This window comes from Streptomyces sp. NPDC059861 (genome assembly GCF_042731435.1).
GTDB lineage: Bacteria > Actinomycetota > Actinomycetes > Streptomycetales > Streptomycetaceae > Streptomyces.
Window position 1 is genome coordinate 1 of record NZ_JBHWJQ010000014.1, and the last position, 20117, is coordinate 20117.

At 71.7% G+C, this 20117-nt stretch carries 18 protein-coding genes and 4 pseudogenes; 12 read left to right on the forward strand and 10 right to left on the reverse strand.

Annotated elements, in window-relative coordinates:
- Positions 1 to 21 precede the first annotated feature (21 nt).
- The 3 genes and pseudogenes from ACFV6X_RS14780 to ACFV6X_RS14790 form a co-directional block, all read right to left on the reverse strand.
- Positions 22 to 684, reverse strand: a pseudogene (locus ACFV6X_RS14780) (NADH-quinone oxidoreductase subunit C); the annotation flags it as partial.
- The gene (locus ACFV6X_RS14785; protein ID WP_365459989.1) at positions 681 to 1337 is read right to left on the reverse strand and encodes an NADH-quinone oxidoreductase subunit B family protein; all 657 of its coding nucleotides are present in this window, start codon (positions 1335 to 1337) and stop codon (positions 681 to 683) included. The gene ACFV6X_RS14785 and the pseudogene ACFV6X_RS14780, both read right to left, overlap by 4 nt.
- Complete coding sequence (locus ACFV6X_RS14790) at positions 1328 to 1768, reverse strand: NADH-quinone oxidoreductase subunit A (protein WP_385382710.1); 441 nt, start codon at positions 1766 to 1768, stop codon at positions 1328 to 1330. The genes ACFV6X_RS14785 and ACFV6X_RS14790 overlap by 10 nt, the downstream gene beginning before the upstream one ends.
- A gap of 196 nt (positions 1769 to 1964) precedes the next feature.
- Between ACFV6X_RS14790 and ACFV6X_RS14795 the strand changes: the two genes are divergently transcribed.
- The 5 genes from ACFV6X_RS14795 (at position 1965) to ACFV6X_RS14815 (ending at position 8667) form a co-directional block, all read left to right on the forward strand.
- Positions 1965 to 3155 carry a sensor histidine kinase gene (locus ACFV6X_RS14795; protein ID WP_385382713.1) on the forward strand — a complete coding sequence of 397 codons (1191 nt, stop codon included), beginning with the start codon at positions 1965 to 1967 and terminating at the stop codon, positions 3153 to 3155.
- A 159-nt stretch (positions 3156 to 3314) separates the two neighbouring features.
- The gene (locus ACFV6X_RS14800) at positions 3315 to 4679 is read left to right on the forward strand and encodes a sensor histidine kinase (RefSeq protein ID WP_385382716.1); all 1365 of its coding nucleotides are present in this window, start codon (positions 3315 to 3317) and stop codon (positions 4677 to 4679) included.
- A gap of 124 nt (positions 4680 to 4803) precedes the next feature.
- Positions 4804 to 5463 (forward strand): response regulator transcription factor, encoded by a 660-nt coding sequence (locus ACFV6X_RS14805; RefSeq protein WP_365460001.1) that lies wholly within the window; start codon positions 4804 to 4806, stop codon positions 5461 to 5463.
- Between the two features lie 203 nt (positions 5464 to 5666).
- Complete coding sequence (locus ACFV6X_RS14810) at positions 5667 to 7595, forward strand: 2-oxoacid:acceptor oxidoreductase subunit alpha (RefSeq protein ID WP_385382719.1); 1929 nt, start codon at positions 5667 to 5669, stop codon at positions 7593 to 7595.
- Positions 7588 to 8667: a 2-oxoacid:ferredoxin oxidoreductase subunit beta gene (locus ACFV6X_RS14815; protein ID WP_385382722.1), complete on the forward strand. Its 1080-nt coding sequence runs from the start codon at positions 7588 to 7590 to the stop codon at positions 8665 to 8667. Before ACFV6X_RS14810 ends, ACFV6X_RS14815 begins: the two co-directional genes overlap by 8 nt.
- 77 nt (positions 8668 to 8744) lie before the next feature.
- On the opposite strand, the gene ACFV6X_RS14820 is transcribed toward ACFV6X_RS14815, so the two are convergent.
- A complete protein-coding gene (locus ACFV6X_RS14820) occupies positions 8745 to 9125 on the reverse strand; it encodes a winged helix-turn-helix transcriptional regulator (protein WP_385382725.1) in 381 nt (126 codons plus the stop codon).
- 100 nt (positions 9126 to 9225) lie between these two features.
- On the opposite strand from ACFV6X_RS14820, the gene ACFV6X_RS14825 reads away from it, so the two are divergent.
- The 3 genes and pseudogenes from ACFV6X_RS14825 to ACFV6X_RS14835 form a co-directional block, all read left to right on the forward strand.
- On the forward strand, positions 9226 to 10080 hold the full coding sequence (locus ACFV6X_RS14825; RefSeq protein WP_385382728.1) for an SDR family oxidoreductase: 855 nt from the start codon (positions 9226 to 9228) through the stop codon (positions 10078 to 10080).
- A gap of 173 nt (positions 10081 to 10253) precedes the next feature.
- On the forward strand, positions 10254 to 11207 hold the full coding sequence (gene rarD, locus ACFV6X_RS14830) for an EamA family transporter RarD (RefSeq protein WP_385383069.1): 954 nt from the start codon (positions 10254 to 10256) through the stop codon (positions 11205 to 11207).
- Between the two features lie 152 nt (positions 11208 to 11359).
- Positions 11360 to 11686 (forward strand): annotated as a pseudogene (locus tag ACFV6X_RS14835) (winged helix-turn-helix transcriptional regulator); the annotation flags it as partial.
- Between the two features lie 34 nt (positions 11687 to 11720).
- Here ACFV6X_RS14835 and ACFV6X_RS14840 read toward each other — a convergent pair.
- Positions 11721 to 12347, reverse strand: coding sequence for a CGNR zinc finger domain-containing protein (locus ACFV6X_RS14840; protein ID WP_385382731.1), 627 nt, complete (start codon positions 12345 to 12347; stop codon positions 11721 to 11723).
- A gap of 21 nt (positions 12348 to 12368) precedes the next feature.
- Here ACFV6X_RS14840 and ACFV6X_RS14845 point away from each other — a divergent pair, with 21 nt between their 5' ends.
- A complete protein-coding gene (locus ACFV6X_RS14845) occupies positions 12369 to 12836 on the forward strand; it encodes a VOC family protein (RefSeq protein ID WP_385382734.1) in 468 nt (155 codons plus the stop codon).
- Between the two features lie 103 nt (positions 12837 to 12939).
- Here ACFV6X_RS14845 and ACFV6X_RS14850 read toward each other — a convergent pair whose 3' ends face one another.
- A complete protein-coding gene (locus tag ACFV6X_RS14850) occupies positions 12940 to 13704 on the reverse strand; it encodes a hypothetical protein (protein WP_385382737.1) in 765 nt (254 codons plus the stop codon).
- Between the two features lie 1002 nt (positions 13705 to 14706).
- Between ACFV6X_RS14850 and ACFV6X_RS14855 the strand changes: the two genes are divergently transcribed.
- Positions 14707 to 15210 (forward strand): DUF6668 family protein, encoded by a 504-nt coding sequence (locus ACFV6X_RS14855; protein WP_385382740.1) that lies wholly within the window; start codon positions 14707 to 14709, stop codon positions 15208 to 15210.
- 142 nt (positions 15211 to 15352) lie between these two features.
- The gene (locus ACFV6X_RS14860) at positions 15353 to 15937 is read left to right on the forward strand and encodes a flavodoxin family protein (RefSeq protein WP_385382743.1); all 585 of its coding nucleotides are present in this window, start codon (positions 15353 to 15355) and stop codon (positions 15935 to 15937) included.
- Positions 15938 to 15945: 8 nt separating this feature from the next.
- On the opposite strand, the pseudogene ACFV6X_RS14865 reads toward ACFV6X_RS14860, so the two are convergent.
- The 4 genes and pseudogenes from ACFV6X_RS14865 to ACFV6X_RS14880 all read right to left on the reverse strand — a co-directional run.
- Positions 15946 to 16236, reverse strand: a pseudogene (locus tag ACFV6X_RS14865) (ABC transporter permease); the annotation flags it as partial.
- 1 nt (position 16237) lies between these two features.
- A pseudogene (locus ACFV6X_RS14870) lies at positions 16238 to 17094 on the reverse strand (ABC transporter ATP-binding protein); the annotation flags it as partial.
- An 89-nt stretch (positions 17095 to 17183) separates the two neighbouring features.
- Positions 17184 to 18404 (reverse strand): outer membrane lipoprotein carrier protein LolA, encoded by a 1221-nt coding sequence (locus ACFV6X_RS14875; RefSeq protein ID WP_385382746.1) that lies wholly within the window; start codon positions 18402 to 18404, stop codon positions 17184 to 17186.
- Between the two features lie 304 nt (positions 18405 to 18708).
- Positions 18709 to 19719 carry a polyprenyl synthetase family protein gene (locus tag ACFV6X_RS14880; RefSeq protein WP_365446552.1) on the reverse strand — a complete coding sequence of 337 codons (1011 nt, stop codon included), beginning with the start codon at positions 19717 to 19719 and terminating at the stop codon, positions 18709 to 18711.
- 207 nt (positions 19720 to 19926) lie between these two features.
- Between ACFV6X_RS14880 and ACFV6X_RS14885 the strand changes: the two genes are divergently transcribed.
- Positions 19927 to 20115, forward strand: a complete 189-nt coding sequence (locus ACFV6X_RS14885) for a hypothetical protein (RefSeq protein ID WP_385382749.1) — start codon at positions 19927 to 19929, stop codon at positions 20113 to 20115.
- Positions 20116 to 20117 lie beyond the last annotated feature (2 nt).

A 20117-nucleotide genomic window follows, 5' to 3' on the forward strand; every position in this document is an offset into this window, starting at 1 on the left:
ATTTGTTTATTAGTCAGTGGTGGAGCCCTCCGCCGCGGTGCGGGTCCGGCGCGCGGGGCGGTCGCCCGCGGCGCGGACCGCGCCACGGGCCGGGCGGGCGGGGGCCGGGGGGAGCTGGCCCTTGAGAGGGCCCCATTCATTGGGGTCGGGGACGCCCGGCGGCAGCATCTGGCGGCGCTTGGGCCCGCCGTGCTCGGACTCGCCGGGCTCCTTCGCGCCGGGCCAGGCCTTGGCGACGCGGGCTGCGAGGACGAAGTCCTTGCGGAGGGGGTGGCCTTCGAAGGTCTCCGGCAGCAGGAGGTGGTCCAGGCCGGGGTGACCCTCGAAGCGGACACCGAACATCTCGTGCGTCTCGCGCTCGTGCCAGCCCGCGCCCGCGAAGACCTCGACCGCGGAGGCGAGGACGGGGGCCTCGTGGGGGACGGTGGTGCGCATCAACAGGCGGCGCACGGGGTCGAGGGCGACCAGGTGGGCCGACACGCGGAAGCCCGTGCCGGGTTCGTCGACGGCGCTCAGCCAGTCGAAGTAGGTGCAGCCAAGCTCGTCGCGGGCGGTACGCAGGGCGGTGGTCCAGGACGCGGGAGGTACGTCGACGGTCAGGAGCTCGTACGACTCCTCGGCCGTGGCCTCCGTACCGAAGAGGTCCTCGGCGGGGGCGGGAAGCCAGCCGACCGTGCCGTTCATCGGGCCTCCCCCGCGTCGGTGCCGCCTGTGGCAGGCGGTGTGACCAGGCCGCTCTGCAGGGCCGCCGCCGACGGACGTGCGGCACCGTACCGCTCCCCCAGCGACTCGCGGGCGATCTTCTCCTGGAGCTTGAGGATGCCCTGGAGCAGCGCCTCGGGGCGGGGCGGGCAGCCGGGAACGTAGACGTCGACGGGAATGATCTGGTCGACGCCCTTGGTGACGGAGTACGAGTCCCAGTACGGGCCGCCGCAGTTGGAGCAGGCGCCGAAGGAGATGACGTACTTCGGCTCGGGCATCTGTTCGTAGAGGCGCTTGATGGCGGGCGCCATCTTGTCCGTGACCGTGCCGGAGACGACCATCAGGTCCGCCTGGCGGGGGCCCGGCGCGAACGGGATGACGCCGAGGCGGATGAAGTCGTGGCGGGCCATCGACGCGGCGATGAACTCGATGGCGCAGCAGGCGAGGCCGAAATTGAAGACCCAGAGCGAATAGCGGCGGCCCCAGTTCAGGACGACCTTCATCGGCTCGGGGGCGAGGCGCGCGAGCGCGCCGAGGCGCTTCGGCTCCGGAAGCAGGACGGGCTCCGCGACGGGCCCGGGCTGCCCTGTGCCCGCGGCGGGCACCGAAGGAGTCGTTTCTGGCGTCACGTCCATGCCAGGACACCCTTCTTGTATGCGTAGAGCAGGCCCACGGCCAGGAAGCCCAGGAAGATGAACATCTCGACGAGGGTCGCCGCTCCGTAACCGGGGGCGGCGAAGACCGTGGCCCACGGGAAGAGGAAGATCGAGTCGATCGCGAAGATCACGTAGAGGAACGCGTAGACGTAGTAGCGGACCTGGGTGTGGGCCCAGCCCTCGCCGACGGGGTCGACGCCGCACTCGTAGGTGAGGAGCTTCTCGGGGGTGGGCACGACGGGGCGCAGCAGCCGCCCCGCGCCGAAGGCGACGGCGACGAACAGCACGCCGATGGCGGCGAGCAGTCCGATGACAGAGTAGGACTGGAAGTAGTCCGCCGCGATGACGGCGGTCGGTTCGACGGTCGGTTCCCGCACGTCCGTCCCTCGCTCCCCTGGCCTCGACCTCATGACTGTTCGAGTGGCCTTCCGGCCTCGCGACGTCACGCCACCGTTCGACGATCTGTACGCAACGTGAGTCTAGGGCCTGTCAAAGAAGCGGTAAGCAGCCCATCACGCCTGGCGGGGCAGGGGTGGGGTTTTCCCTAGCAGAACGTGGCGGTGCACCTCATGGCGTCGGCGCGTGCCGCCGGGCACGCTGGCCCATGTGACCGAACAAATCCCGTCCGCGAGCGCGGCGGCGGCCGGCAAAGACACGGACCGCCTGCCGCCAGCCCGGTTCGCCTACGACAGGCACACCTGGAAGGAGATCGCGCATCTCCTGGCGAACCTGCCGGCGGCCCTGCTGGGCTTCGTCTACGTCGTCACCGTGCTGTCCGTCGGCGCCTTCCTGACCGTCACGGTGATCGGCTTCCCGCTGCTCGCCGCGGGTCTGCTGGGCGCCCGTCAGCTCGGCAGGCTGGAGCGGGCACGGGCCCGCATGCTGCTCGGGGTGCGCGTGGACGAGCCGAGCCCGCTCCCGCGCCGCGGGGCGGGCGGTTTCCTCCCCCGGCTGTGGATGGCGCTGAAGGACCCGGTGGGCTGGCGGACCGCCCTGTACGACTTCATCCGGCTGCCGTGGGGCATCCTCACCTTCACGCTGACGCTGACCTCGCTCTTCGTGCTGTGGCCGGTGCTGCCGTTCATCGCGCGGGGCCTGGCCAACGCGGACCGGGCGATGGTGCGCGGGCTGCTGTCACCCTCCGACGAGCTGGAGCGGCGGATCGCCGAGCTGGAGTCCGACCGGGGGGTCGTGGTCGACACGGCCGCCGCGGATCTGCGGCGCATCGAGCGCGACCTGCACGACGGGGCGCAGGCCCGCCTGGTCAACCTGGCCATGGGCCTCGGTCTGGCCAAGGAGAAGCTGCTGGAGGACCCCGTGTACGCGGCGGCGATGGTCGACGAGGCGCACGGTGAGGTGAAGCTGGCCCTCCAGGAGCTCCGGGACCTGGCGCGCGGCATCCATCCGGCGGTCCTCACCGACCGCGGCCTGGACGCCGCCCTCTCCTCGGTCGCCTCACGCTGCACGGTGCCGGTGAAGGTGACCGTCGACCTGGCGGCGAGGCCTGCCGAGGCCATCGAGGGCATCGCCTACTTCACCGTCTCGGAGCTGCTGCAGAACGTCAGCAAGCACAGCGCCGCGAAGTCCGCGTCCGTGGACGTGTGGCGCAGCGAGGACCGGCTCCTCATACAGGTCGCCGACGACGGCCGTGGCGGCGCCGGCTTCGACGGCGGTACGGGGATGCGCGGGCTGGCGGAGCGCCTGGGCGCCGTCGACGGCCTGTTCGTCGTCGACTCGCCGGAGGGCGGCCCCACGGTCGTCACCGCGGAACTGCCCTGGCGGGACCGGCAGCGCTGAGGGCGGACCGGTAGCGCCGAGGACGTACCGGCGGCGCCGAGGGGGTGGGGAAAACCCCCCGCCCAAGATGCCGACGGCCTCCATGGTCCACGGGCCCCGGGGCCAGCAGGGTTGGACCACGACAGACACAGCAGACCGAGAAGAACGGGGACCAGGCCCATGGCCACGGAGTACGGGCACGGCTACGGACGCCGGAGCGGGACGTCCGACTGGGGTGCGGAGTCGAGCGCCGGACGGCGGTCCCGGCTGCCGGCCGGGCTCCGGGCGCCGTTCGAGGGCCGCACCTGGCGCGAGTTCGCCTATGTGCTGCTCAGCCTGCCGATCAGCGTGCTGATGTTCACGTACGCCGTGACGATGGTCTCGCTCGGTGCGGGTCTGCTGGTGACCTTCCTCGGCATACCCGTGCTGGCGGCGGGGCTGGCCGGCTGCCGGGGCCTCGGCGCGCTGGAGCGGGCGCGGGCGCGCGGGCTGCTCGAACTCGACGTCGCCGCTCCCGAGCCGCTGCGGCTGCGCAGGAGCGGTCTGATGGGGTGGATGGGCGCGGTCCTCAAGAGCGGCACGTCCTGGCGCCACCTGCTGTACTCGGTGCTGCACTTCCCGTGGGCCGTCTTCTCCTTCGTCGTCGCGGTGAACTTCTGGGCGTACGGCTGGGCACTGCTGACGTACCCGCTCTGGTACTGGGTCCTCCCGATGTACGGCGGCCAGGACGGGCTGCAGCTGTACGGCGACGAGACGCATCAGATCTACCTGGACAACCCGTTCGAGATCACGGTGACCGCGCTCGTGGGGCTGCTGTTCACGCTGGCCACGCCATGGATCGTGCGGGCGCTCACGCTGGTGGACCGGCTGCTGGTGCACGGACTGCTCGGCCCGTCGCGGCTGGCGACACGGGTGGTGGAGCTGGAGTCGGACCGGGGGGTCGTGGTCGACACGGCCGCCGCGGATCTGCGGCGTATCGAGCGCGACCTGCACGACGGGGCGCAGGCCCGGCTGGTGGCGCTGGCGATGGATCTGGGGCTGGCGAAGGAGAAGCTGGCCGAGGACCCGCGGGCGGCGGCGCGCATGGTGGACGAGGCGCACGGCGAGGTGAAGACGGCCCTTCAGGAGCTGCGGGACCTGGCGCGCGGCATCCATCCGGCGGTCCTCACCGACCGCGGCCTGGACGCCGCCCTCTCCTCGGTCGCCTCACGGTGCGCGGTCCCGGTGCAGGTGGACGTGGATCTGGCGTCGCGGCCGGCGCCGGCGATCGAGGGGATCGCGTACTTCACCGTCTCCGAGCTGCTGCAGAACATCAGCAAGCACGCGCGCGCGACCTCGGCGGCGGTGGACGTCTGGCGGTCGGAGGACCGGCTGATGCTGCAGGTCACGGACAACGGCGTGGGCGGGGCCGAGGCCGGCGCGGGCGGCGGTTCCGGGCTGGCCGGGCTCGCGGAGCGGCTGGACGCGGTGGACGGCATATTGGTGGTCGACTCCCCGGCGGGCGGCCCCACCCGCGTCACCGCGGAACTGCCCTGGCGCGGCTGAGGCGCCGACGACCGGACAAGCAGGCAGGCCCGCACCCACCCCACCCCTGGCAAAACCTGGAATGCTTGACGGGTCTTCGGGGGCGAAGTCGAGCAACGGGGGGCCGAGGATCGTGGAGGACAGGGTGCGGGTGGTCATCGCCGAGGATTCGGTGCTGCTCCGGGAGGGTCTGACCCGGCTCCTCACCGACCGCGGGCACGACGTCGTGGCCGGCGTCGGTGACGCGGAGGCGTTGATCAAGACCATCACGGAGCTGGACGCCGAGGGCGGCCTGCCCGATGTCGTGGTCGCCGACGTGCGGATGCCGCCGACACACACGGACGAGGGCGTCCGCGCGGCGGTGCAGCTGCGGAAGACTCATCCAGGACTCGGCGTGCTGGTGCTGTCACAGTACGTGGAGGAGCGCTACGCCACCGAACTGCTGGCCGGTTCCAGCCGCGGCGTCGGGTACCTGCTGAAGGACCGCGTGGCCGAGGTGCGCGAGTTCGTGGACGCGGTGGTCCGGGTGGCCGAAGGGGGTACGGCCCTCGACCCGGAGGTCGTGGCGCAGCTGCTCGGACGCAGCCGGAAGCAGGACGTGCTCGCGGGGCTCACGCCAAGAGAGCGGGAGGTCCTGGGGCTGATGGCCGAGGGCCGGACCAACTCCGCCATCGCCAAGCAGCTGGTGGTGAGTGACGGCGCGGTCGAGAAGCACGTCAGCAACATCTTCCTCAAGCTGGGACTGTCCCCGAGCGAGGGGGACCACCGCCGCGTCCTCGCCGTACTGACCTATCTGAACTCCTGAGGTCCACCCCCGGATCCGCACCGGTCGACGCGGGCCCCGGGGACGACCCGTACGGCGCATTCGAACGGGATGCGGGGAGCTACTCGGGCAGGTAATCATCATGCGAATGGCCGAGGGCGGGCGAGCCGTCCAGTCGTAGGGTTGGTGCTGGGAGGACCCTGTGGGGTCGATCCCCGACAGTGCCTCGAAGGAGGTCCAGTTCAGTGACGAGCCAGGTCAGTAGCCCAGCGGAGCAGGCCGACGGAGCGGTCGTGGGAGAGCAGCGCAAAGCGGCCGGCGTCAAGGACGTCCGCCGTCTCGACCGAGTGATCATCAGGTTCGCGGGGGACTCGGGTGACGGTATGCAGCTCACCGGTGACCGTTTCACCTCGGAGACCGCGTCGTTCGGCAACGACCTGTCGACGTTGCCGAACTTCCCTGCCGAGATCCGGGCGCCTGCCGGGACGCTGCCGGGTGTCTCCTCGTTCCAGCTGCACTTCGCCGACCACGACATCCTCACCCCGGGCGACGCGCCGAACGTCCTGGTGGCGATGAACCCGGCGGCGCTGAAGGCGAACGTGGGTGATCTGCCGCGCGGTGCGGAGATCATCGTCAACACGGACGAGTTCACCAAGCGGGCGATGCAGAAGGTCGGCTACGGGACGAACCCGCTGGAGGACGGTTCGCTCGACGGCTACCAGTTGCATCCGGTGCCGCTGACCACGCTCACGGTGGAGGCGCTGAAGGACTTCGACCTCTCGCGCAAGGAGGCCGAGCGCAGCAAGAACATGTTCGCGCTGGGTCTGCTGTCGTGGATGTATCACCGGCCGACGGAGGGCACGGAGCGGTTCCTGCAGTCGAAGTTCGCGAAGAAGCCGGACATCGCGGCGGCGAACATCGCGGCGTTCAGGGCGGGCTGGAACTTCGGGGAGACCACGGAGGACTTCGCGGTCTCCTACGAGGTCGAGCCGGCGGCGAAGGCGTTCCCGGTGGGCACGTACCGCAACATCTCCGGGAACCTGGCCCTGGCCTACGGTCTGATCGCGGCGTCCCGGCAGGCGGATCTGCCGCTGTTCCTGGGCTCGTACCCGATCACGCCGGCCTCGGACATCCTGCACGAGCTGAGCCGGCACAAGAACTTCGGCGTGCGCACGTTCCAGGCCGAGGACGAGATCGCGGGTATCGGTGCGGCGCTGGGCGCGGCCTTCGGCGGTTCCCTGGCCGTGACGACCACGTCGGGGCCCGGTGTGGCGCTCAAGAGCGAGACGATCGGGCTGGCCGTGTCGCTGGAGCTGCCGCTGCTGGTGGTGGACATCCAGCGCGGCGGGCCCTCGACCGGTCTGCCGACCAAGACCGAGCAGGCCGACCTGCTGCAGGCGATGTTCGGGCGCAACGGTGAGGCTCCGGTACCGATCGTGGCGCCGCGCACGTCGGCGGACTGTTTCGGTGCGGCGCTGGAGGCGGCACGGATCGCGCTGACGTACCGCACTCCGGTCTTCCTGCTCTCCGACGGGTATCTCGCCAACGGTTCCGAGCCGTGGCGGATCCCGGAGCTGGAGGAGCTCCCGGATCTGACGATGCAGTTCGCGCAGGGTCCGAACCACACCCTGGAGGACGGCACCGAGACCTTCTGGCCCTACAAGCGCGACCCGCACACCCTCGCCCGCCCCTGGGCGATCCCGGGCACGCCCGGTCTGGAACACCGGATCGGCGGCATCGAGAAGCAGGACGGCACGGGGAACATCTCCTACGACCCGGCCAACCACGACTTCATGGTCCGCACCCGGCAGGCGAAGATCGACGGCATCGACGTCCCCGACATCGAGGTCGACGACCCCGCCGACGCGAGGGTCCTGGTACTGGGCTGGGGGTCGACGTACGGGCCGATCACAGCGGCGGTACGGCGGCTGCGCACGGCCGGGCTTCCCGTCGCGCAGGCGCATCTGCGTCATGTGAACCCGTTCCCGCGGAATCTGGGAGAGGTGCTGGCGCGTTTCGACAGGGTGGTGATCCCCGAGATGAACCTCGGTCAGCTCGCCACGCTGATCCGGGCGAAGTACCTGGTGGACGCCCAGTCGTACACCCAGGTCAACGGCATGCCGTTCAAGGCCGAGCAGCTGGCCGCGGCGCTGAAGGAGGCCATCGATGGCTGAGACGTCCCTGGAAGGAAGCGGCACGGTCGAAGCGCTTTCCCTGGTGCCCAAGGCCGCGGGCAGGCAGTCCATGAAGGACTTCAAGTCCGACCAGGAAGTGCGCTGGTGCCCCGGCTGCGGTGACTACGCGATCCTCGCCGCCGTACAGGGCTTCATGCCCGAACTGGGCCTGGCGAAGGAGAACATCGTCTTCGTCTCCGGCATCGGCTGCTCGTCCCGCTTCCCGTACTACATGGACACCTACGGGATGCACTCCATCCACGGCCGGGCCCCGGCGATCGCCACCGGCCTGGCCGCCTCCCGCCGCGACCTGTCCGTCTGGGTCGTCACCGGCGACGGCGACGCACTCTCCATCGGCGGCAACCACCTCATCCACGCCCTGCGCCGCAACGTCAACCTCAAGATCCTGCTGTTCAACAACCGGATCTACGGCCTGACCAAGGGCCAGTACTCCCCCACCTCCGAGGTCGGCAAGATCACCAAATCGACCCCGATGGGCTCGCTCGACGCCCCCTTCAACCCGGTCTCCCTGGCCCTGGGCGCCGAGGCGTCGTTCGTCGCCCGCACCGTCGACTCCGACCGCAAACACCTCACCGAGGTCCTGCGTGCCGCCGCCGCCCACCCCGGCACGGCCCTCATCGAGATCTACCAGAACTGCAACATCTTCAACGACGGTGCCTTCGACGCCCTCAAGGACAGGCAGCAGGCCGAGGAAGCCGTGATCCGCCTGGAGCACGGCCGGCCCATCCGCTTCGGCGCGGACAACACCCGCGGCGTGGTCCGCGACCAGCGGACCGGCGACCTCGAAGTCGTCACCGTCACGCCCGGCAACGAGGAGCAGATCCTCGTCCACGACGCCCACGCCGACTCCCCGACCACCGCGTTCGCACTCAGCAGGCTCGCCGACCCCGACACCCTGCACCACACCCCGATCGGCGTCTTCCGCGCCGTCGACCGCCCGGTCTACGACGCCCAGATGACCGACCAGCTCGACACCGCCGTCGAACAGAACGGCAAGGGCGACCTCGCCGCACTCCTCGCCGGCGGCGACACCTGGACCGTCGTCGGCTGAACCTCCCGGTCGGCGCAGTACCGGCCTCTCAGCAGGCGCGGTACAGGCTCCGCAACAGACGCACCACAGGCCCGGGCTCAGGCCCGGGCCTCGTCGTATGCCTTCCGCGCCTGCTCCACGTCCCCCATCCGCCGCTCCGTCCACAAGGCCAGCACCCGCACCTGCTCCGCGGCCTCGCGGCCGAGGTCGGTGAGGGAGTAGTCGACGCGGGGCGGGATCACGGGCCGGGCGTCGCGGTGCACGAACCCGTCACGCTCCAGGGTCTGCAAAGTCTGGGTGAGCATCTTCTCGCTGACCTGCCGGATCTCACCGATCGCCCGGCGCAGCTCGCTGAACCGGTGCGGGCGTTCGAGGAGCCGGATCAGCACCAGCACGCCCCAGCGGCTGGTGACGTGCTCCAGCACCAGCCGGTACGGGCACATCGCCTCGCTCCCGGGCTGCCTTGCGCTATCCGCCATGCCGGTACCTTACTTCAAAGTGGGTACTTTCGAGGAGTTAGTGCCCCTCTTAGGGTGAGTGTCAACCCCCGCCGCATCCACTCCACGGAGGAGCCTCACCATGAGCATCGTCGTCACCGGAGCCACCGGACGCCTCGGCCGCCACGTCATCGAGCAGCTGCTGGAGCAGGTCCCGGCCGACGGGATCACAGCCGTCGCCCGCGACGCCGAGAAGGCCGCCGGTCTCGCGGAACGCGGGGTGCGGATCGCACTCGCCGACTACAACGTGCCCGCGACCTTCGACGTTCTGTTCTCCGCGGGCGACAAGGTACTGCTCATCTCCGGCAACGAGTTCGACAAGGGCCGTGCGTCCCAGCACAAGGTCGTGATCGACGCCGCCAAGGCGGCCGGCGTGGCGCTGCTCGCGTACACGAGCGCCCCCGGCAGCCTGACGGCCGCGCTCGCCGACGACCACCGCGCCACCGAGGAGCTGCTGCTGGCGTCGGGCCTGCCGTACGTGCTGCTGCGCAACGGCTGGTACCACGAGAACTACACCGAGAACCTCGCCCCGGTCCTGGAGCACAACGCGGTGGTCACCGCCGCCGGTGCGGGCCGGGTCGCCTCCGCCTCGCGCGCCGACTTCGCGGCCGCCGCCGTCGCGGTGCTGACCGGCGCGGGCCACGAGAACAAGACGTACGAGCTGAGCGGCGACGAGGCGTGGGGGTTCACGGAGTACGCGGCCGAGCTCAGCCGGCAGACCGGCAGGGAGATCAAGTACAGCCCGGTCCCGGCCGACACCTACCAGGGCATCCTCACCGGCGCCGGGCTGCCCGAGGCGTTCGCCGCGATCCTGGCCGGGGTGGACGCGTCCATCGAGAAGGGCGAGCTGGCCGCGCGCACCGGCGCCCTCTCCCGCCTGGCCGGACGTCCGACCACCCCGCTCTCCGAGGCGATCGCGGCGGCACTGAGGGGCTGACTTCGCACCACCCGTCCCGCTTGTCATGACCGTATGGCGATACGGCCATGACAGGCGCGGGTGGTCGGCGCTACCTTCGTGCGGTGGGCTGGAGCGCGAAGGAGGAGCCGGTGTCCGGAAAGTCGAGGGGCGAGAGCCACATAGGCCTGCTGAACGGCGTCGCGGCCTATGGGATGTGGGGGCTCGTCCCCCTGTTCTGGCCGCTGCTGAAGCCCGCCGGCTCGGTGGAGATCCTCGCCCACCGGATGGTGTGGTCGCTCGCCTTCGTCGCCGTCGCACTGCTGTTCGTACGACGGTGGGGCTGGGCCGGCGAGTTGCTGCGGCAGCCGCGCCGCCTCGGACTCATCACGATCGCCGCGGCCGTCATCACCGTCAACTGGGGCGTCTACATCTGGGCCGTCAACAACGGTCAGGTCGTCGAGGCGTCCCTCGGCTACTTCATCAACCCGCTGGTCACCATCGCGATGGGCGTGCTGCTGCTGAAGGAACGGCTGCGGCCCGTGCAGTGGGCCGCGGTCGGCGTCGGCTTCACGGCCGTGCTCGTCCTCACCATCGGCTACGGCCGCCCTCCATGGGTCTCGCTCGTCCTCGCCTTCTCCTTCGCCACCTACGGCCTCGTGAAGAAGAAGGTGAACCTCAGCGGCCTGGAGTCGCTGACCGCGGAGACCGCGATCCAGTTCCTGCCGGCGCTCGCCTATCTGCTGTGGCTGACCGGCCGTGGCGAGTCGACCTTCCACACCGAGGGCGTGGGGCACGCGGTGCTGCTCGCCGCGACCGGCGTCGTGACCGCGCTGCCGCTGGTCTGCTTCGGCGCGGCCGCGATCCGCGTGCCCCTGTCGACGCTGGGGCTGCTGCAGTACCTGGCCCCGGTGTTCCAGTTCCTGCTGGGCGTCGTCTACTTCCGCGAGGCCATGCCGCCCGAGCGCTGGGCCGGGTTCGCGCTGGTCTGGCTGGCGCTGACGCTGCTCACCTGGGACGCGCTGCGCACCGCGCGCCGGGCGGTCCGCAGGCTGAGGGTCGAGAGGAGCGTGCCCGTCACCACCATCGCGACCGGCACCAGCAGCGCCGTACGGAAGGCGGACAGCGTGGCCTCCGGGCCCGATCCGGTCGTCGACTCCAAGCCGTAGACGGCGGTCACCGCGGAGATCCCGATCGCGGAGCCGAACCGCGTCGCGCTGTTGAGCAGCCCACCCGCCAGGCCCTGCCCCTCCGCCGCGACACCGTCCGTCGCCGCGATGGCCAGCGGCCCGTACGCCGGCGCGAACGCGGTGCCCTCGAGATGAGCACCGTGGACCACGGCGACGCCGACCCCTTTCAGCGGGACACCCGCGAGGGCCACGAGGTACGGCAGATTCTCGACCGGGTCGCAGACAAGTGGTCACTCCTCGTCATCGCCCTCCTGGACGCCGAGCGCGCGGCGGCACCACTTCGCCGCCTCGTGCAGGGTGCGGTCGGCCTGGTCACGCGTACGGTCCACCCCGTCGGACCGCCGCGCGTCGAGTACCGGCTCACCCCTCTGGGCGGCACCCCCCACGCCACGGTCCAGTCCCTGGTGCGGTGGTCGGAGGAGCATCAGCGGGAGCTCGCGGTGGCCCGGGCGGCGTACGGGAGCGAGAGACACGGCAGGCCGCCGGGCAGGCCTAGGAGGTGGCCCCGCGGGCGCGGTGGGCGCGGACCTTCGCACGGTTGCCGCAGTGCTCCATCGAGCACCAGCGCCGTCGGCCCGGCCGGGAGTTGTCGACGAACAGCAGCCGGCAGTCGTGGGCACCGCACTCGCGGACACGGCCGGCGTACGGGCCGGTGAACAGCTCGATCGCGTCACGCGCCACGGTCGCCAGCAGGGCCGTGCCGGTGGCGCCCGGGGCCCAGGCGCGGGTGCCGTCCGCGGTGAGGCGGGCGGCGAGCGCGGGCAGCGCGGCGGCAGCGTTGACGACGTCCAGGTGGCGGGAGCGGAGCGGGCGGCCGTGGGCGCGGTCGGCGGTGAGCACGGTCAGGGCGTCGCGCAGGGCACGGGCCCGCGCGAGTTCGTCCTCGGTGACGGTGAGGTCGAGTCCGGCCGGCAGCCGGCTGCGTTCCACCCAGGCCACCAGGTCGGCGGGCCGGTGCAGCACCTCGTAGCGGGCCAGGTCGCCCGGGCCGCCGGTGGTGAGCAGTTCCAGACAGAGCGCGCCGGGGTCGAAGCGGAAGGGCTTGCCCTCGGACGAGATCAGGGTCAGGCCGGGGGAAGCCGCCTGTGGAATCGGCGCTTCCCATGGACTCTCGGTCATGTAACCAATATAACTGGTTACATGACCGACAAGGCAGCAACACCTGTGCACTGGAAGCTCGTCATCGACGCCGCCGACCCCCACGCACAGGCCGACTTCTGGGCCGCCGCGCTGGGCTACGAGGTCGAGGACAACAGCGCCCTGATCGAACGGCTGCTCCAGCTCGGCTCGCTCCCGGTCGCCGCCACCATGGACTTCCACGGCCGCCCGGCCTTCCGGGACCTGGTCGCCGTACGGCATCCGGACGATCCGTACGAGGAGGAGAGCGGCACCGGCCTGGGACGGCGCCTGCTGTTCCAGCGCGTGCCCGAGTCCAAGACCGGCAAGAACCGGCTCCACCTGGATCTGCACCCCGGCGAGGGCCGGCGGGCGGACGAGGTGGAGCGACTGCGGGGCCTGGGCGCGAGCGCGGTGCGGGAGGTCAAGGAGGCCGGCGGCGAGTGGGTGGTGATGACCGACCCGGAGGGGAACGAGTTCTGCGTGCAGTAGGGCCGGGGTGTGGAGGGGTGGGTCCGGGGCGGGCCTCGCTACCCGGACGGACGGTCCCGGGGCAGCCGGCCCGAGCCCGGCCGGGCAAACGTCGCGGTGCCGCTCAGCCTCCGGATGCCCTGCCCGCGCGCGTGGCGAGACGGTCCATGCGGGCGTGGGCGGATTCCAGCTCCTCCACGTCCTCGGCGGCCGGGCCGGCCTCCGCGGCCAACTCGCTCCACAGGCCGATCAGTTCACGCCCCAGCTCCAGACCGAGCGCGGGGTCGCGCACGGCCCGCCAGGCCGTGGCCGCGCTCTGCACGTTCCCGTAGGCGCCCTCCGCGTCGTGCGTGCGGCGGTGGCTGCGGGCCACGTCCAGGGAGAGCCGGAAGGCGCGCACCGGTTCGGCCGCCAGGTAGGCGACGTACGCGGTGAGTTCGAGCAACCGGAGCAGTTCGGGGTGGTCGGGCGGCAGCGCCGCCGACGCCTCGGCCAAGGCCTGCTCCGCGACGGTCGCCGCGGTGTCTATATGCCCTGCCTTCACGGCTTCGCCGATACGGGCCGTGGGTTCGGCGAGGAGGGCGGAGGTCGGGAGCGGGGTTTCGTCCTCCGGCCCGAGGATGGCTTCGGCGACCGCGTCGAAGCCGCGAGGCGGCGTGGGCTTCGGGTCCGGGTCCGGCTCGCGGCCCGCGCCCAGCTCCGGCGCGACGAGCGGTTCCGGGTGCGGCCGCGCCTCCATGACGGGCGGCGGCCCGAACTCGCCCAGCGGCCGCGGCTCCTGGATCGCCCGCAGCCGGAAGGTCGGCGCGGAGGTGGGTCCGGAAACCGGCGGAGTGCGCAGCGTTTGCGTGACGTTGTCCTGCGGGAGTTGGGCAGCGTCCGGCCACACCGGCTCGTGCGGCGGACGAGACTGAGCGGGCGCCTGCGGCGAACGGGACGCGGCCGGGGCGGGCGCCTGCGGCGAACCAGGCTGAGCGGGGTCGGGCTCCTGCGGCGGACGAGACTGAGCGGGGCCGGGCGCCTCCGCCGGACGAGGCTGAGCGGGCGCGGGCGCCTGCGGCGAACGAGACGGGGCCGGGGCGGGCGCCTGCGGCGGACCAGGCTGAGCGAGGTCGGGCGCCTCCGCCGGACGAGGCTGAGCGGGCGCGGGCGCCTGCGGCGAACGAGACGCAGCCTGGTCGGGCGCCTGCGCCGGACGGGACCCGGCCGGATCGGGCGCCTGCGGCGGGGGCGCGGGGCGCGGTGCCGGGGGTACGGCTCCCTGTCCCGGGCCCGCCGACTCGGACACCGCACCCTGCGACCGGCCCGCCGCAGCGGATCGCGGCGGCGTCGGCACGGCCTCCTGCCCCGCGCCCGCCGGCACCGCCGCGGCATCCCCCGCCGCACTCGTCGGCACAGGATCCGCCGTGAAACAACTCGACCCGTCCGGGTGAACCTGAAGCGGTACGAGGTACCCGATCCGCTCGTCGTGAACGGTGGCGAGGACGGGCCGGCCGGTGGCAAGGGCGATGCGGTGGAGGTGGTTCAACACCGTCCGCTGGAGTTCCTCGCCGGGCACGGGAGGGACCGGGACACCCCCGATCGAGGCGCTGACCGGGCCACCCGCGCCCGGTCCGGCGCCGGGGACGCGGACGTCGATCACCGCGCCCGCGCCCTGGTCCTGCTGTTCCCGCTTCTTCTCGCGCCCTGGTCGAGACATCGGTTCCCTCACTCGCCGGCGTCCACGCCTCGGCGGACCCTACCGTCGAGTCTCACCGATTTCGCCCGATACACGCGTCACCGGGGCGTCACAGCATCGTCCCAAGACCCGGCACCCCGGTCACGGAGCTCCGCGGCGCCGCGCGAAGATCGATGGACGACGATCGCCGGCGGACGGCGGAGAGGAGCGGGCATGCGGACGGGTGCGCCACAGGGACCGGAGATCTGGATCCGCGGACCGGTCACCGCGGAACCGGCACCGGAGCCCTCCCCCGCCCCCTCCCGCACGGTCCGGCGCTTCTCCTGGGTCGGCACGCACGGCGGGTCGGGCGTCTCCACCCTGGCCGCGGTGTACGGCGGCCGGGACTGCGGACGTGAGTGGCCCGGCCCCGCCGACCCGCAGTCGGTGCTGCTCGTCGCCCGCACCCACGCGACCGGGCTGGCCTCCGTCATCCATGCCATGGAGGAGTTCCGGCGCGGGGAGGCGCCGGCCGGGCTCGACCTGGACGCCGTCGTCCTGGTCGCGGACGCGCCGGGCCGGCTGCCGCGCCCGCTCTCCCAGCAGATCAAGCTCATCGAGTCGGTCGTCGACGTGTACCGGGTGCCGTGGGTGCCGGCGTGGCGGCTGGGCGATCTGAGCGGACGCCCGCCTCGCGAGACCCGGGCGTTGGTCCGGCTGACGGCGGCGGTCCGCTGACCCAGGCCCCTTGAGCGCGGCCCTCTCCGATCCACACCTGCGACGCCCCTCGGACAGTGGACGCAGTATGCATGCGTGTGCATATACTGCACAGGCATCCAATCGTCGTACGCCGCCCATCCGGAATCCACTGGGGGACACCATGAACCGACGCTTTCTGTTCGTGCTGGGCAGCAGCCGCCGTGACGGCAACACCGAGCTGCTGGCCCGCGCGGCCGCCGAGCAGCTCCCCGCCGGCGTCGAGCAGCGGTGGATCCACCTCGCCGCGCATCCCCTGCCCGACTTCGAGGACCTCCGGCACGACAGCGACCACGTCCGACCCACGGAGGGCGATGTCGCACTGCTGCTCGACGCCACGCTCGCCGCGACGGACATCGTCATCGTCTCCCCGCTCTACTGGTACTCGGTGTCCGCGCACGTCAAGCGCTACCTCGACTACTGGTCGGCGTGGCTGCGCACCCCCGGCGTCGACTTCAAGGCGACACTGGCCGACCGCACCCTCTGGGGCGTCACCACGCTCGCGCACGAGGAGACCGAGGTCGCCGACCCGCTGATCGGCACCCTCAGCAACTCGGCCGCGTACATGGGGATGCGCTTTGGCGGAGTCCTGCTCGGCAACGGCAGCAAGCCCGGTGACGTACTGAAGGACACCGCGGCCCGCACCCGCGCGAAGACCTTCTTCGCGCAGGAGGCCCCGCTCGCGCGCTTCCCGTACGAGGCCGCGTAACCCTGCGGCTATGCGGTGATGTCCTTCGCCATGAACCGCGCCCACGCCGCCGAGCCGAACAGGGCCGCGTAGAGGGCCTGGAGGCCGAGGTTGCGTCTCAGCTCGTCCCAGTAGACCGGCTCGCGCGTCAGGTCGGCGAAGGACAGCCAGTAGTGGGAGAAGAAGTACGGCTGCATGGCGTGCAGTTGAGGTATCTGGTCGAGGATCTGCACCGTGATCAGCAGACCGACGGTCGTCGCCATCGCCGCGATACCGCTGCTGGTCAGCGTCGAGACGAACAGGCCGAGCGCCGCGACGCCGCTCCGCGAGTTCCCCCTCCGGCGGCTCCCCCGTCACCCGGTCCTCGGTGTCCGCGAGATCGCCGACGCCGCGCTCCTTCAGCACCCGGGCCGCGTCCCCGGTGTCCGGTGTGGTCACCACCAGCCGGCCCCGCGTGCCCGCCGCCAGGTCCGCCACCGCGCCCTGGGCGATCAGCCGGCCCCGCGCCATCACCGCCGCGTGTGTGCAGACCTGCTCGATCTCGTCGAGCAGGTGGGAGGAGAGGAACACGGTCGTGCCGTCGGAGGCCAGCTCCCGGACGAGGGCGCGGATTTCGCGCATGCCCTGCGGGTCGAGCCCGTTGGTCGGTTCGTCCAGGACGAGCAGGCGGCGCGGCTGGAGCAGGGCGGCCGCGAGGCCCAGCCGCTGATTCATACCGAGCGAGTAGGCCTTCGTCTTCTTGCCCGAGGCCGCCGCCAGACCGACCCGGTCCAGCGCCGCCGCGACACGGGCACGCCGGGTGCGGGGTCGGCGGACGGGTCGGCGGAGTCGTAGCGCACGAGGTTGTCGCGGCCGGAGAGGAAGCCGTACAGGGCGGGACCCTCGATGAGGGCGCCCACGTGCGGGAGCACGGCACGCGTGGCGCGGGGCATGGGGCGCCCCAGCACGTGCGCCGTGCCCGACGTGGGCTCGATCAGGCCCATCAGCATGCGGATGGTGGTGGTCCTGCCGGAGCCGTTCGGACCGAGGAAGCCGAAGACGCTGCTCGCCGGGACGGCCAGGTCGAGACCGTCGACGGCGAGCTGTCCGCCGCGGTAGCGCTTGGTGAGCGCGCGGGTGTGGATGATGCCCTCCCCCGCGGTCTCCCGCGGCGAACCCGTGACGGACGTGTCGTCCATGCGGCCCCCCGATGCGTCGTACGCGTACCGAGCCCACGCCCGGACACCGGCCCCGGGATCATGTCCCGGAGCCGGCGCTCAGCCCCTGCCTACTTCGCGGAGTCGGCCGCCTTCACCAGCGCGTCCTTGGTGACCGCGCCGACGTAGACCTTGCCGTCGTCCGTGATCAGCGCGTTGACCAGGCGGGTCTTGAAGACCGTGCCCGAGCCGAACTTGCCGTTCACCTCGTCGCCCAGGGAACCGAGGAAGCCGCCCGCGGCGCCCAGCTCGCCCGTGTCACCGCGGCCGGCACCGGAGGCCGCGCCCTCGGCCCCGGAGTCGAGGACGGCGACGGAGGTCCAGCCCTCGCCGATGACGTTCAGTCCTTCGAGGCCCTTGGCAAGCTCCTCCTCCTCGGGCCGCTGCGAGGAGTGCTCCGGCGCCTCCACGCTGTCCTCCTCGGTCACCTTCGCACCCTTGGGCGGGGTGAAGTCGAAGGTCGACGCGGCGGGCTTGGCGAAGCTGACCTGCGTGAAGCCCGCGTCCACCACGGCGGAGCCACCGCTCGCCGGGGTCAGCGTGAACTTCAGCGGCATCCCGGTCCTCGCGTCCACCGCCACGCTGATCGCGCCCACCGTGGAACCGGACTGCTTCGGCTCGATGAGCAGCTTGTAGGCGTCACGGCCGGCCACCTGGGCGGTGCCGTCGACGGTCACGGACGTGGTGTCGTCGACCGCCTTCAGCGCCTCCTCGGTCAGCCCCTTGGGCGTGGCCGGAGTCTCTTCCGCGCCCCGCTCGGTGCCCTCGTCCGCGGTGCCGTGGTAGACCTCGTTGGACGCGCTGTCGTAGCCCCAGACGTCCTTGCCGTTGTGGATCATGCTGTACTCGGCGGCGTTCTCCAGCAGCGACAGCTTCTGCTTGTCGGGGCCGTCGGCGGCGACGCGCAGGGTGTGCGTGCCGGTGGCCAGCTCGGTCAGCTTGGCCGACGGGTCGGCGGAGGAACCCTCACCGCCGGAGGGGGTCGCGCCGGACATCAGGTCACCCTCCAGGCCGCCCAGGTCGGGCAGTCCCAGATCGGTGCTGATCTTCACCGTGCCGGACAGCTGCTGCACGTCCGACGCGGCGATCTTCTCTATGAGCTCCTCCGCGGTGATCTTCGGCAGGTCGGGGCTGCCGGAGTCGGCCAGCGCGGGGACGAGCCCGATGGTGCCCGCCGCCAATCCCAGGACCGCCGCCGGGACGACGTACCGTGCGGCCTTGCGCCGCCGTGCCGCGCGCAGTTCGTCCGCGTCGGCCACGGCCGTGGTGTCGTCGGATTCGTACGGTGCCATGTGTGCCTTACCTCCGTCGTCGGCGGCGGCTGCCTCGTCGCGTCCTCGCAGGGGTCCCACCCTGAGCCGCCATTCTCACCCGGATCGGTGAGGAGTGGTGTGTTCCTTGTTCTCCATCTGACCAAACCGGACGGCAAGATGCGTCAGACCCGGGAGCCAACTCCGCGTACTGCTGGGGTATGACACGACACGACGGCTTCTCCCCCGACCCGTAGGGGTACGAGGGGGAGTCACGAGTACTACGGGGGTCACGAGGGCCGGACAACCGGCCCTCGACGCCCGGACGGCCGAACGGGCCGGACCGCTATCCGGCCCGGTGCACCACGGCGTCGCACAGCTCCGTCAGCGCCGCCTTCGCGTCGCACTCGGGCAGCGGGGCGAGCGCCGCCCGCGCCTCCTCCGCGAACCGCACGGTGTCGCGCCGCGCCTGCTCCAGCGCCGGATGCACCCGCAGCGCGGCCAGCGCCTCCGCGTGCCGCGCGTCGTCGGTGAGGTCGGAGGCGAGCAGCTCGCACAGCGCGACGTCCTCCGCCAGGCCCAGCCGGGCGGCCCGCTCGCGCAGCCGCAGCACGGGCATCGTCGGGATGCCCTCCCGGAGGTCCGTGCCCGGCGTCTTGCCCGACTCGTGCGAGTCGGAGGCGATGTCCAGCACGTCGTCCGCGAGCTGGAAGGCGACGCCGAGGCGCTCCCCGTACTGGGTGAGCACGTCCACCACCGACTCGTCGGCTCCGGACATCAGCGCGCCGAACCGGCACGACACCGCCACCAGCGATCCCGTCTTGCCGGCCAGCACGTCGAGGTAGTGCTCGACCGGGTCCCGCCCGTCCGACGGGCCCGCGGTCTCCAGGATCTGACCGGTCACCAGCCGTTCGAACGCCTCGGCCTGCACCCGTACCGCCTCGGGTCCGAGGTCGGCCAGGATGTGCGAGGCGCGGGCGAACAGGAAGTCACCGGTGAGGACGGCGACGGAGTTGCCCCAGCGGACGTTCGCGCTCGGCACCCCGCGCCGTACCTCGGCCTCGTCCATCACGTCGTCGTGGTAGAGCGTCGCGAGGTGCGTCAGCTCCACGACCACGGCGGAGGGCACGATTCCGGGTGCGTACGGGTCACCGAACCGGGCGGCCAGCATCACGAGCAGCGGCCGGAACCGCTTCCCGCCGGCCCGCACCAGATGCTGCGCGGCCTCCGTGATGAACGGGACCTCGCTCTTGGTGGCTTCGAGCAACCCTTCCTCGACAGCAGCCAATCCGGCCTGGACATCGGCTTCCAGAGCCTGGTCCCGCACGCTCAGCCCGAACGGCCCGACGACGGTCACGAGGGGTCTCCTGTCTGCTGGTGTCCACTGGCGATTACGCGGAATGTCGATAGGTCGCTGCCTTCACTCAAGTCAGCGTATCCGGTCACGTTTCGATCACCGAGGCCGCCCACCGTTACACCTCAGGCGGTATCGGATCACGGCGGGTATGTTTTTGATCACCTGATATGAGCACGTATTTATCGACTTAGCCGGAAGAGGTGCCCCTTGCTCCGCACCGCCGTCGACACCGGCCCCGAGAGCCTGGCCCGGTACGCCACCGGCCGTCGTCACCTGGCCGGACGCGAGCACATGGCGGAGTCCGCGAGCACGCCGCGGGCGACGCGCCGCACCGCCGGCCCGGCGGTGACGGCCGCCGCGCGCCGGCCGCGCCGCACGAAGCACCCGGTCCACTGAAG